The sequence below is a fragment of the Adhaeribacter swui genome (assembly GCF_014217805.1).
GTDB classification, from domain to species: domain Bacteria; phylum Bacteroidota; class Bacteroidia; order Cytophagales; family Hymenobacteraceae; genus Adhaeribacter; species Adhaeribacter swui.
The window spans coordinates 2,688,869-2,701,602 of sequence record NZ_CP055156.1 but is presented as its reverse complement, the minus strand read 5'-3'; the positions used below and the strand labels follow the sequence as shown (position 1 = coordinate 2,701,602).

Below are 12,734 nucleotides of genomic sequence, written 5' to 3'. Positions count from 1 at the left end.
TCGTAATTTTAATAGTAATCTTCCAGGAGTATGTATTTTTTATACATTGTCACCTGCCTGTTGCCTTTGTTTTTTCCTCACATACTACCAGAGTCCGGCCAATTGGTCCAATGAGTATTTGGTTGTAAAATCGGCTTATATTGGTCAGGATCTTTTGTTACAATGACTTTAGCAATTAATCGCCAAGTTTCATAGGAGCTTGGTCGGTTGTTCTCCCAATTGTCTCTGTTCCAGTCATCTTTTAATATTGCTTGGCAGCGATATGATTGTGCGAAACTCTCAAAGGTCATTTCAGCAAGTCCAGTTAAGTTTTTGTTAAACTCATACGTTTGCCGCAGATGTTCATCGGTCATTATCGGTGAAAATTGCAATTGAAAATCTTTATGAAACCACTCGTCAACCACTAATATTTTTTTTAGATCTGCCGGAATGGACTTATACAATTCATTGTCTGTGGCACGAAATAAGTCTTGATATTGCGGAACAACAAGCCTTCCTATTTCTTCCGCACTAATTTCATCTGGCTCATACTCCTTTAATTCAATTCCTGCGTCAACATATTCTTGTTTGTTGTGACTTAATGAAATTCGTTGTCCTCGTACCAACCAAAATTTAGCGTCTGGTCTTAAACTTTCCCCGTCAATTGTTTTGTTGAAGCTATCTGCATCAATTGGGTAAATACTGTAATAACTGGTTGGACGTCCGTTATAACTTTCCAGGTTATTAAGGCAATTACCATAGTAATTAATGTCAAGGATTATGGCTCCTGCTCTCGGATTATAGCCTAGCCTTTCGATTGCAATTGCCCAACGGCCATCATTGGCACAAAATACATTTAATCTACAGTCAATAAGGTATGAATAAACATGTCCTAATTCAACGAATGAACAATAGTATCCATCATTGGAATGGTTAAGGGTATTAAGTATTTCCTCTTCAGTCATGTGATATTCTATGTTTTCTCATTCGCAGGTAAATTGTAGCTAAACAGAGTTGCTCCAGTTATTTGCATTATGGTTTATCCGCCTAAAAACAACCGATAACCGGAACTGCTTCACCAAATATATTATATATTTAATAGATTTTAGTTTTATCTGTTCACCTTAATTAACAAAAAGGATAAAAAGGATAAAGCATTATCTTAACTACCTTTTGGGAAATTTAGTAATTTACTCCCAATGAAATGGATTACGCGGGAACGCCCTAAAATAGACCGGATTGCCTGTCCCTGGCTGATAAGGCGGTTTATCGATCCGGAAGCCGAAATTATCTTTGCTCCTGTTGCGGATATTCCCCGGTTAGCCGTGGAACTGGAAGCTACACCTTTTGACATTCCGGATACAGAGTTTACGCATTACGAAGACCGTTGCACCTTCGATTTTTTTCTGGAGAAATACCGCCTCACCGACCCGGCACTGCAACGCCTGGCCCTAATCGTGCGCGGCGCCGACACCGACGACCACTCCGTAGCTCCGGAGGCGGCCGGTTTATGGGCTATCTCGGCTGGTTTGGCTTTTAACACCCCCAACGACTACGAACTGCTCGAAAAAGGCATGCTAATTTATGATAGCTTATACAGTTGGGCCCGGCACTTATACAAAGAAAAACACACCCAAAACCCCACCGAGAAACTGCTTTTAGAGATATTCCACAAGTACCTGCATCAGAAGAAAATTGAAAAAAAGAAAATACCAGCCTGGGCAGTGGAGCTGAAAGACATTATTCAGGACCAGATGGATACCAACCTGAGCTTAAGTTTAAAAGAAATTTCGGAAGGTTTACAAGTAAACCCAACCTATTTATCCCGCGAATTTTCGAAATATTTTGATAACCTAACCTTCGGCGAATACATCCGGAAGCTGCGCATCGAAAAAGCTATGCAGTTGCTAAACTCTTCGCAGCATTCGCTTTCCGAAATTGCGTACCTCACCGGCTTTTCGGACCAAAGCCATTTTACCCGGATTTTTAAAAAATATACCGGACAAAACCCATCATACTACCGAAAAAACTTTGGAAAAAGTAAAGAAGATACAAAAGGTTAATTCTGTGCTATTTTACCAGTTCAAAAGTTTGTAGCCTTGTTAGAATCAAAGCGATTTATTAAACCAGATTAATGATGCGTACTTCTATTACCGACACTCCTACTAGCAGCATAGTGAAACCCAGTTTTAAAGAAGCTTTTTTATTCTGGCTGAAACTAGGTTTTATTAGTTTCGGCGGACCGGCCGGGCAAATAGGCATTATGCACGAGTTTTTGGTAGACCAGAAAAAATGGATCTCGGACAGAAAATTTTTGCACGCGCTTAATTACTGCATGTTGTTGCCGGGTCCGGAAGCCCAACAGTTAGCTACCTATATTGGCTGGTTGTTGCACGGCACGGCAGGCGGTTTAGTAGCCGGAATTTTCTTTGTGCTGCCTTCGGTTTTTATCTTACTGGGCCTGAGTATTGCCTACGTTTTATTCGGAAAGATTGCCTGGGTAGCAGCATTGTTTTACGGCTTAAAACCGGCCGTCGTAGCCATTGTTATTCTGGCTTTAATTAAAATCGGCAAAAAATCGCTTATTAGTATATTTCACTACGTTATTGCGGCACTCAGTTTTATTGGCATTTTTTTCTTCGACATTCCTTTTCCGTATTTAATTGTTGGAGCGGTATTATTGGGTTGGCTGGGCAAAAAAATACTTCCAAATTTATTTAACCAGAAACAAGGCGGAGCACAAAAGCTAGCCGACGAAAGCGGATATTATTTACACTCGGGCAGTGATATACCCGGCACTGGTTTTTCTACTAAAAGGCTGGTGATGCAAGTAATGGTGGCCTTGCTATTATGGGTGGCTCCTTTTGCTTTGTTTTACACCGGCACCAGCCAGGCTTTCTGGCAGCAACTATCCTTATTTTTTACTAAAGCTGCCTTAGTAACTTTTGGTGGCGCTTACGCCGTGTTGCCCTACGTAGCGCAGGTAACCGTAGAAAAATTTAATTGGCTGAGTAATCTGCAAATGATTGATGGTTTAGCCCTGGGCGAAACCACTCCCGGGCCTTTGATTATGGTTCTGGCTTTTGTGGGTTTTATGGCGGGCTATAATCATTTTCAGAGTTCTATTGTTATGGGTAGCCTGGGCCTTTTCCTCACCACGTATTACACCTTTTTGCCTTGCTTTTTATTTATTCTAGCCGGCGCCCCCATTATTGAAAAAACCCAGGACAATCCGCAAGTAAAAGCTTTATTGAGTATTGTAACGGCTGCGGTGGTGGGAGTAATTTTAAATTTAACGATTTACTTCGCACTTGCGGTAGTAGCTCCTCAGAAAATCATTAGCAGCCTCGACTATTTTAGTCTGACCTGGATTATAGTTTCGTTCTTGGCTATGTACCGTTTTAGGGTGGGTATGATTACCTGGATTTGCGTGAGTGCTTTAGCCGGTTTACTTTATTATTTGGGTAATGAGTTTGTTTTATAAGTAATTTTAAAGGCTCAACGGTTGTTCTTTGGAGCCTTTTCAAGTCTCCATTCTTAGGTGCTATCTTATTGGATAGGGCTGAGTTTGCCTCATGGCCGGCGGGCCTCGTTTTACCCCTCCGCCCTCCGGGCACCTCCCCTAAAAACAGGGGAGGAGATGCAGCTATTACCTCTCCTCAATTCCATTTACGCAAAACTACCACCTTAGAAGGCCCTCCACAGTCAAGCTGGTGTCAGTTGCTGTTCGCTACTGCTTGGAAGTTTGGTGAAGAGTGATCCTTTCTCTCTCCCCTCTGAAGGTGGCTTTTTACCTGCTATAACGCAGATAAAATATCGTAATACATAAAAGACTATTACTAAATGAAACAATTATGCTTCATAGCTAAATAGGTTCCACCTGAATGACAAAAATTTAGAATTTTTAAAATTCTGCTAACCTACTATGCAACAAACAGCTTCAGCCAGGTGCAAGCAATGACGCTAAACTGTTTGAGCGGTCAGCGAGTTTTTAGCGTCTTGACTTTTTTGGTTCTTTTTGTGTCATGACAAAAAGAACAAATACACAAGCAATGAAACACCTTCACTAAGAAACTAATGCAATACCACTAGCTATGTGAACGAGAACTTTTCACTGTTTTTCATTAATTAGCAAGTCACGGAAGTAAATCCGCGCCATAGTTATGCGAGCATACTTTATGGCGTCCCATTATAGAATAAGTGTTGAACATGCATAAAATCGATTAACTGATATTCTTTTACCAAAAAAGTAAAAAATATACAAAAGGTTAATTGTGTTCTATCTTTCCAGAGGTGGTCTGCTTAGCATTGCAACATACAATTCTAATTTAAATCGTATGTTTCTGGAACACGCTTTTATTACGAACCTACCATTTTTAAATTTTTTAAAAAATACTGCCAAGCTACTTACTTTAATTGTAGTAGTACTGATTTTTAAATCCAATATAAGCCAGGCGCAGGCACCACCACCGGTTGCCTACCCTAAAGTTGCCGGGTACGTGGGGATTATTCATCCGTTGGTAACTTTTAGTAAAGATGAGACAACCACCAATTTTGATGGGTATTATGTAGTGGGTATGCCCACCGGGATTAACATCTGGAAAAGCGCAAAGATTGGATTTTCAGCGGAGTTTGTTCCTTTTATCAGAGCGGAAAACGGAACGAGCCGCATGAGTAATTTTTTATTTCACCCGGGGGTATTGGTAGCTTTGGGGCATGGTTTCACCTTTGCCGGACGTGCTGCTTTCGAAACCTCGGGGCGATACGGGTTTACGCCGGTGTTAAATTATGCCGTGAAGAAAAATAAGAACAGTAATTACTTTGTAGCGGTGCCCATACCGGTGCGGTTTGGCAATGACCACCCTACAAGTTTAACGTTGGGCTTTCAATTTGGCTTAGCTTTTTAGGTTGTTTTAAAATTAGCGGGCAATGAGCAGCTTTTAACGAGTAACCATTTAGTTAATATTATCCACACTAGCGCTAAAAATTAAATTGGGCTTGAACGCGTAGCAGGTTACCGAACTGCCGGTTATATAAAGTTTTACCATCTTTCGTTGTCCGGTCGGTAATTGTATACTGGGTAGCCAGTTCGAAAGCTGCATTAGGTTGCCACTCCAGACCAAATTCTGTTTCGTAAACTTTACTAAAGCGGGCATCTAATTCCACTTTGCGGCCTCCTTCAAAGTATTGCGCTTTCACAAATGGAGTTAGGTTCTGATGATTAAACTTAATCTGGTACATAGCCTGGGCGTATCCCCCTTTCAGAGATTTTACCAGGATGGAATTAGTTTCCCGGTTGAACTGAGGTCCTTTCCCAATATTATATTCCATCTGAAACCCGAACGGTTTGGGATAGAGAACAAAGGAGCCCGCTACTCTTTGATCGTTGAAATTTCCGCCTTTTACTTCGGCGCTGCTGAGCTGGTCGGTAGTAACCGTGTATTTGCCAGTATACCCCTGAATTCCCGGTTCTATAATTTGTCCGTTAGGCAAAGCGATGGGGTAAGATATCCGGGCTACCACATGCAGGTTATTATTGGCTTCAGCCCGGTTAGCTACCTGCCCATTGTAAATTCCTAAACCAAATACCCCGTAATCCCCAGATCCTTTCATGGAAGAATTGGCTAATTCGCTGAAGCGTTTTCTTATTTTATTTGGTGTCCAGTAAAAAATCATTCCTAAATCACGTTCATTCGGAACGGCCGTGTTCAAAGCATCATTCCGATCCAATGTAACCCGGTTCTGGCTCGATTGCATGTTTTCAAAACCATAAGGAATTTTACTTTGACCAATTCGTAAGCGATATTCTTTCTTTTTGTCCAAAGCCAAATCAAAATAAGCATCGCGGATTTGGGCAAAGTGAATGGTAGAACTGCCGGAGGGAGTAGAAGCTAAATCTGGTTGAATATAAATAAAAACCCGGTCGTGCACATTACCACTAAATACCAGACGCGCCCGGCGAATTAAAAAGCCACCATTAGCCCCAATAGACGCATCATGGCTGCTTTTTAAACTAGGGTTCGATTCCAACAGGCGATTATATCTTATCTGCACATAGCCCCTTAAAGCAATTTTATCGTACCAATGGGATTTTGTCGCGGTGGCAGGCTTTGATACATCACCAGATAGAGGCGCATTCAGTAAAGGCCTAGATGGAGGTTTTATCGTATCTTGTAGTACCGTATTGGCGGTTTGGGCTTGTACCGGGGATGTTAAAAATACAAAAGCAGCCAGCCAACTACAATTAAAAGCACAGAATATTACTCTTTGTTTTATGGATGAGAACATAAACAAAAGTTAAAGTAAAAATAAAAACACAAAGGGGTAAAGGCGATGCGTTGATTTAGTCAGAATCACGACCATCCGGATTAATTTTACTGGTTAGTCACGCCAGCTAAATTTATCCCGTACAAAATTACTGCGGCAATATTACCCTTGTGTTACCAAACACCTCAACAATGTTAAGGAATTGTTAACTATTACACTGAAAGGCAAGTTTAACCGGAACTATCATGGTATCAGTTAATATTTCGATTAAAGTAAAATAATCAATACAAACAGTTGATATCGCATTTTTTGCAGAGCACTGGTAAAAAGCTATTTAACTTAGATAATGGATTTAATTTAAAATGATTATTCTATAGTAGTTTATACCTTGGATATTTTACCCCTGCGGTTAGAGAACTAACATATCATGATTTAAAGTTAAGATCTCTATTCGGTCTTGCTTTTTAAAATAAAAGAGCGTACCACTCACACCTTCCGGTTAAGTAGTACGCGTTTTTGACTTGTATCCAGTATGCTCGAACAGATGTTGCCCAGCTTATAATAACTGTTTTAGGGAATTACCAATATGCGGAAATTTAAAAATAAACTGTTCCTGAGCCAGAACTTTAGAAACTACCCGCCTGCCTGACAGCACTAGCTCCGCCTCCGTGCCGATGAATAAAGCGCCGAAACGGGTCAGAAAAGCCGGATTAGGGAAACCAATAGGTACTTTCAGAGCCGTTCGGATTTCCCGCATAAATTCTTTGTTCTTCACGGGAAAAGGACTGACGGCATGAATAATACCGCTTACCTCCTTGTTAATTACCCAATCAATTAAATTAACAAAATCTTCTTCGTGGATCCAGGTCATGTACTGTTCGCCGGAGCCAATGCGGCCACCAAAGCCGGTTTTAGCTAAATTTGCAAAAGGTTTTAATACGCCTTTACCAGATTGCAAAACCAAGCCAATCCGCAAGAAAACCTTGCGCGTACCGGGAGTAGCAACGCTCGCAAAAGCCCGCTCCCACGCTTTACAAACATTTGGCGAAAAACCTACTCCCGTAGGGGAACCCTCCTGTTTTATTTCTTCGCCCGAATTCCCAAAAATAGCGGCGGAACCAGCGTTAATCCATACGACTGGTTTCTGCTGTAACCCTTGAATCGCTTGCCCGATTACTAGCGTAGAATCCACCCGGGAACGAATAATTTCTTTTTTATTCTGCTCCGTGTACCGGCAATTCACGGATTTACCTACCAGATTAATCACAGCGGTACTCTCTTCCAGTTCTTTCGTCCATGGGCCAAGTGTTTTTGCATCCCAGGCTATATACCGGATGTTGTTGTCCGTTGGCTTAGCGGTACGGCTTAATATTACTAATTTGGTTTCGGTGTTGTAATAGCGCTGGATGATGGCACTCCCTAAAGCGCCGGTGCCGCCGGCAATTACTAATTTTTGCATGGTATTCTATTAAATCGGCGAGATTTTAAAACTACTAAGAAAGATATGAAAACACGTTGGCGTTCAATCAACTAGTTACTTTTAATAATCTTAAATATTAATAATTTGGGCTGTGCGGAGAGTTAACGAAGCGCTCTCCGCATTGATGCAAAGTCAATCTCTGATTGGCGTTACCCAAAACTTTTAAATTTTCAGGAAAGCTTCTCCATTAAAGCACATCCGTATTAGCAGATATTAAAAGAAACGCTTTACTTCAATACGCCAATCAGAGATTGGCTTTCCCATCCTGCGGAGAGCGCTTCGCTAACTCTCCGCAGAACGGCAAAACTATTTAGCTACGCAGCTTTATAGTTTCCTCCTGAAACAAAATTTTAAAAAATTACTTTTCTAACTGTCCTACTTACAATGGAAGCCAGTAAAATTATTCTTTCATGTTCGCTTTCATCTAAAAAGCACTTAAAGTAGTCTGCCGGCCTTCTACCAACGGATACTTTTTGTCTAATTTATCCAGCACCACATAAATCGAATCATTAAATTCGTTACGGCCACTCAGGATTATGCGCGAGGCGCTGGGCCGCTGGTAATGTAGGACCTGGGTTTCTTCGGCGTGGTTTTTATTTTTATTTTGCAGGTACAACACCTGTTTTTTCGTATCAGCCTCGTAGAAGAAATACCGCCGCTCCCCGGCCATACCGCCTACCTCCCATCGGGTTACTCCCAAATCGCGATTCAGTTTCTTTTTGGCTAGTTGGTCGGAATCCTGGGTATTTACCTGGTTAAGCTTGTTATTTTTCTTACCATTTTTTACCCGTAGCGGCGAGTAGCCAATCATGCGGTCGGCAATGGCGCCGCGGTTAGTACGGTAACTCAACGAGGACCAATTTTCGAAAATAGCATCCTGCCACCGGATTGAATCAGTGGGAGAATACGGTATTACCTGGTTATTTAACCGAAACTCGGTTACGTTATAAAGTCCTTTGGTATCGGGCAAACCCGGGGTACTCGGAATATTATAATTGTTGCCATTGAAAAAACCATAAGCCCACATACCTGCTGCTACCGGAACAAATAAAATATTAAAACTCCATTTCACCCCGTTTACCGCATACTTTTGCCATTTCTCTTTAAAAACCGGATTAAAACGGTAGGGCTGCAAAATATCTTTTTCGTTTACCAGTAAGTTCCAGATTTTAGGCAAATCGTACCAGGCAATAAAAATCCCGATAATGGCAAAATAAGCAGCGGGTACGGCAACCCCGGCATCGTAGGCATGGTTGGCAATACAGATATTAAAAGTGACTACCGCCGCCAAAGCAGCCCCGAGTACCGCTGTTTTTCGGTACAATAAAAGCAGGCCGGGTAATATTTCGGCAAAACCCAGAAACACGGTGTATTCAAAAGAAATACCTACGTGCGACCAGTATAACTTCTTTTCGGCAAAATCAATAAATGGCGTATTCAGCATACCCACAGTAGGGTAAACCATTTGCATCGGAAAGGCCTTTTTTAAACCCCAGCCTACCATTCCATAAGCCAGACGATAACGAGCCAGCACCCGAATCCAGTAGTATAGTTTGCTGTATTGGGTAGATTTTTTATCCAACAGTGTCCAGATAGTGCCTCCAATTACCGCCCCTACAAATACTAAAATCAGGTTAATGTAGTTGAGAATACCAAATACCCCTTCTTCCGACTCAATTAAAATAATTTGCGGAGGCCAAAAAGCTACTACCGATTGAAAATCGTGGTAGGTGATCTTGGAAAATTCTAAATTCCATAAATCTGTATAAAATTTAGAATACGTAGGAATGCACAAAAATAAAATATACAAAAAAGCAATCCGGAAAGCTATTTTCTGCAGGTTCGTCCACTTCTTGGGCTTTGTTATTTCTTCCACTGGCTTGGCCGCTGGTGGCACTTCGGCTACATAAGGAACCTCCAGACTTAATTCGTTTACTGCCATAATTTCTATTTTTAAATTATCAGATGAATGGCTTACTTAAATTTTGACTGGTTTGCGCCGGCCCTCGAATAGCATGTATTTTTTATTTATTTTTTCTAACACTACCCGGATAGAATCCTGCTTTTCGTTGATTCCAGCCAGTACCAGGGTGTTGGGATTAGGTCTTTGGTAAGTAAGAAAAAGCTTTTCGCTGCGGTGATTTCTGTTTTTATTCTGGAGGTACAAGGTATGATTTATCGTATCGGCTTCGTAATAGAAATAATGGCGACCCGCATGACCGGCCAGTTCGTAGTTGCGGTCAATGTCTTTTTCGTGCACCGCTTCGGCACTGGTGAAATCAATTTTTACCGGCTGGTTACTTTTTATAGTCAGGGTAGACCATTTTTCGAAAATAACATCCTGCCAGCGGTTCGGGTCAGTTTTTGAATACGGAATTGTTTTATTGTTTAAGATAAATTCTTTTACCCGGTAATAGCCAAAAGCATTGCTCAAGCCAGGAGTATGCGGGATTTTGTACGGGTCGGTGGTATAATTTTCGAAGGTTTTATAAGCAAAAAGAAAGACGAACAACAGGAAAGCACCTCTTAACCCAAACCGCAAATTCCTCAATACTTTATCCGAAAAATCCGGAATAATTTTGTTGGCGTAGGTAGGGCCTTCCTGAATGAGTAAACGATACAACCGGGGCACATCGTTGGCCAGTAAAAAAGCTGCCAGTAGCACGATAAAATTACTTAATACCTGCTCCCCGACATCGTACAAGCCATTTACCACGGCCACGTTGCCAATAAAACCAAAAATTAAACCTACGCCAAAGGTGGTGGTGCGCCGGTTAAATAATAAAAAGGCCGCCAGTATTTCCACAAAGCCCAGAAAAGATTGGTACTTGGGCGCAATTCCTACGGTTTGGAAGTAAATTTTCCATGCAAAAAAATCGCCGTAATTAGTAAATAGATTACTCAGCGACGGATACGGCATTTGTAACGGAAATACCTTGATAAAGCCGTAGGTAATTAAAACAAACGCTAAGCGGTAGCGCACCATTACCCGCAACCAGTAATACAAAACCGTATATTCTTTCTGGTTGGTATCTAATCTGCCCCATACTACCGCTCCACCTAATGCCAGTACCAAGGCAATGGTCCAGTTCGCAAATTGACCAATCCCCCATTGGGGTAAATTCTCCGCCGGAATAAATTGGTTTTGGTAGCGAGACAAACGGAATAAATCGTGAAAGTGCAGGTGCGCCCAGTCTATAGCGAAAAAGTCGCGGTAAATTTTCAAGTCAATCGGGAGAATTAACAAGCTGAGGAAAAGAAAAAAGAACCGGAACAGATGTTTTTCCCAGGGCTGCCATTCGGCATGTAGCTGGCTGGGTTTTACGACGCTACCAAAATGGCGCCGCACTTTCTCCCAAACCGAAGAGGTTGTTTTTGTTTGTATGCTGCTCATAAACCAGTAATCAATTTTATGTTTTAGATATTTTTTAAATTTTTAGCAAAATGAGCTATGCTCCTGGCGCGAATGCCTTCCTTACCACGCTGGCGCGAGCGTCCTCGCTCGTGTCTAACCATGTGGGAGGCCTTTGGCCGGGCGAACCGATAGACAGTAATTTCAAGCAAATCAACCGGCAAATTCCATCCGGCCAGAGACCGGACGATAAGCATCACGAGCGTGGACGCTCGCAATAGAAATAGTAATTAACACCCTTACCTCCATCTCTAATAGGTGAAAGCTCCAGGAGTTAATTGCCGTAGCCGGGATTTTGAGCCAAAGTAGGGTCAGCTAAAATTTCGCCGGCCGGAATCGGGAAAATGTATTTATTAGGGTCGTTCAGGTTAAAAACTGCCGGTGCCCGGCCGGTTCTTACAATATCAAACCAGCGGTGCGGTTCCAGGGCAAATTCTACGCGGCGCTCGTTTTCAATGGCCAAAATAATTTCTTCTGGGTTAGCGACCGTGCTATTGGGCACATTGGCCCGCGCACGTATGGCATTTAAATCGCTGAGAGCGCCGGTTAAATCCGGGTCTAATTTCTTCGCGCGGGCTTCAGCCCGGATTAAGTACAATTCAGCCGTACGAATGCCATAAGCCGCTGAGGTATTAGTAGGATAAATACCGCCAATAAACTGCCCCGCTGCATTGGGTACCGAAAGAATCTTGCGGTCGCCGCCTACGGTTGGGTCATTTAGTAAATTATGAATAACCGCTTTAGGTTCTAATTGCCGGTTACTGGTATTCCATAAGCCGTAACCGGTATTTAAATCGGTTACACTGTACGAAAATTCCAGTACTGATTCCGGCGTACCGGCCGCCAGGCTAAAAGGTTTAACAAGCTGATAGCTGGTATTCGCTAAAACACTGTTGGCATCATTCTCCGCCTGCTCATAGTTATTCAGGTAAAGATTTAACCTAGCCCGGAGCGCGTAAACCGTGAATTTAGTTGCCCGGTGCCGGACTACGGTGGCGGGTAATAAGGTTTCGGCTTTATTTAAATCAGCTAAGGCCTGGGCGTACACTTCAGCTTGCGAGCTTTTCGGTACACCCAGTTTATCGGCTACTACTTTGGTAGGAGTCAGGTAGATAGGTACATTACCAAATATCCGGCCCAGGTCGAAATATGAGTACGCCCGGATAAAATAAGCTTCGCCCAGAAGCTGATTTTTTAAATCGGCGGTTAGTTTTACATCCGTTACGGCCGGCACTTTATCAATGACGTGGTTGGCTCGGTTAATGGTGTTGTAAAAATTGGCCCAATACGTAGATAAAAAACCAATATCCGAACGGAGGCTGTAATTTATAATATTCAGGTCGGTTTGGGCATTGTTTAACGACCGCACGTCGCCGCCTGCTTGTAGAATGGTGTTTTGGAAACCGCTGCTGTAGTTTAAGCTGGCCAAAGACCGGTATGCTCCTCGTACGGCGGTTTCGGCGGAGGATTTATCAAAAATGGTATTTTCATCCGAAACCCGGTCGAAAGATTCTACTTCCAGGAAATTTTCGCAGGAGAATAGAAGCATGCTTAATAGAAGCGCTGGATAGATAAGTATCTTCTTCATGATTGTAA

At 42.3% G+C, this 12,734-nt stretch carries 9 protein-coding genes; 3 read left to right on the top strand and 6 right to left on the bottom strand.

What is annotated here, in order from left to right:
- Positions 1-77: 77 nt before the first annotated feature.
- Entirely contained in the window at positions 78-944 is an 867-nt protein-coding gene (locus HUW51_RS11715) for a DUF7003 family protein (protein ID WP_185274206.1), read from the bottom strand.
- A gap of 234 nt (positions 945-1,178) precedes the next feature.
- Here HUW51_RS11715 and HUW51_RS11710 point away from each other — a divergent pair, with 234 nt between their 5' ends.
- The 3 genes from HUW51_RS11710 (at position 1,179) to HUW51_RS11700 (ending at position 4,886) form a co-directional block, all read left to right on the top strand.
- Complete coding sequence (locus HUW51_RS11710; RefSeq protein WP_185274205.1) at positions 1,179-2,042, top strand: chromate resistance protein ChrB domain-containing protein; 864 nt, start codon at positions 1,179-1,181, stop codon at positions 2,040-2,042.
- Between the two features lie 71 nt (positions 2,043-2,113).
- Positions 2,114-3,463: a chromate efflux transporter gene (chrA, locus tag HUW51_RS11705; RefSeq protein WP_228467014.1), complete on the top strand. Its 1,350-nt coding sequence runs from the start codon at positions 2,114-2,116 to the stop codon at positions 3,461-3,463.
- Between the two features lie 853 nt (positions 3,464-4,316).
- Positions 4,317-4,886, top strand: coding sequence for a hypothetical protein (locus tag HUW51_RS11700; RefSeq protein ID WP_228467013.1), 570 nt, complete (start codon positions 4,317-4,319; stop codon positions 4,884-4,886).
- 73 nt (positions 4,887-4,959) lie between these two features.
- Here the strand turns inward: HUW51_RS11700 and HUW51_RS11695 are convergent, their stop codons facing one another.
- The 5 genes from HUW51_RS11695 to HUW51_RS11675 all read right to left on the bottom strand — a co-directional run bounded on the left by HUW51_RS11695 (position 4,960) and on the right by HUW51_RS11675 (position 12,726).
- Positions 4,960-6,267 carry a porin gene (locus tag HUW51_RS11695; RefSeq protein WP_185274204.1) on the bottom strand — a complete coding sequence of 436 codons (1,308 nt, stop codon included), beginning with the start codon at positions 6,265-6,267 and terminating at the stop codon, positions 4,960-4,962.
- A gap of 535 nt (positions 6,268-6,802) precedes the next feature.
- Entirely contained in the window at positions 6,803-7,705 is a 903-nt protein-coding gene (locus HUW51_RS11690) for a TIGR01777 family oxidoreductase (protein ID WP_185274203.1), read from the bottom strand.
- A gap of 445 nt (positions 7,706-8,150) precedes the next feature.
- A complete protein-coding gene (locus HUW51_RS11685; RefSeq protein ID WP_185274202.1) occupies positions 8,151-9,668 on the bottom strand; it encodes a hypothetical protein in 1,518 nt (505 codons plus the stop codon).
- Between the two features lie 36 nt (positions 9,669-9,704).
- Positions 9,705-11,120 (bottom strand): DoxX family protein, encoded by a 1,416-nt coding sequence (locus HUW51_RS11680; protein WP_228467012.1) that lies wholly within the window; start codon positions 11,118-11,120, stop codon positions 9,705-9,707.
- Between the two features lie 292 nt (positions 11,121-11,412).
- The gene (locus tag HUW51_RS11675; protein WP_185274201.1) at positions 11,413-12,726 is read right to left on the bottom strand and encodes a RagB/SusD family nutrient uptake outer membrane protein; all 1,314 of its coding nucleotides are present in this window, start codon (positions 12,724-12,726) and stop codon (positions 11,413-11,415) included.
- Between the last annotated feature and the right edge of the window lie 8 nt (positions 12,727-12,734).

Excerpts from the sequence above, each read along its gene's own strand:
- HUW51_RS11715 (WP_185274206.1), bottom strand. The coding sequence starts at position 944 with ATGACTGAAGAGGAAATACTTAATACCCTTAACCATTCCAATGATGGA.
- HUW51_RS11710 (WP_185274205.1), top strand. The coding sequence starts at position 1,179 with ATGAAATGGATTACGCGGGAACGCCCTAAAATAGACCGGATTGCCTGT.
- chrA (WP_228467014.1), top strand. The coding sequence starts at position 2,114 with ATGATGCGTACTTCTATTACCGACACTCCTACTAGCAGCATAGTGAAA.
- HUW51_RS11700 (WP_228467013.1), top strand. The coding sequence starts at position 4,317 with ATGTTTCTGGAACACGCTTTTATTACGAACCTACCATTTTTAAATTTT.
- HUW51_RS11695 (WP_185274204.1), bottom strand. The coding sequence starts at position 6,267 with ATGTTCTCATCCATAAAACAAAGAGTAATATTCTGTGCTTTTAATTGT.
- HUW51_RS11690 (WP_185274203.1), bottom strand. The coding sequence starts at position 7,705 with ATGCAAAAATTAGTAATTGCCGGCGGCACCGGCGCTTTAGGGAGTGCC.
- HUW51_RS11685 (WP_185274202.1), bottom strand. The coding sequence starts at position 9,668 with ATGGCAGTAAACGAATTAAGTCTGGAGGTTCCTTATGTAGCCGAAGTG.
- HUW51_RS11680 (WP_228467012.1), bottom strand. The coding sequence starts at position 11,120 with ATGAGCAGCATACAAACAAAAACAACCTCTTCGGTTTGGGAGAAAGTG.
- HUW51_RS11675 (WP_185274201.1), bottom strand. The coding sequence starts at position 12,726 with ATGAAGAAGATACTTATCTATCCAGCGCTTCTATTAAGCATGCTTCTA.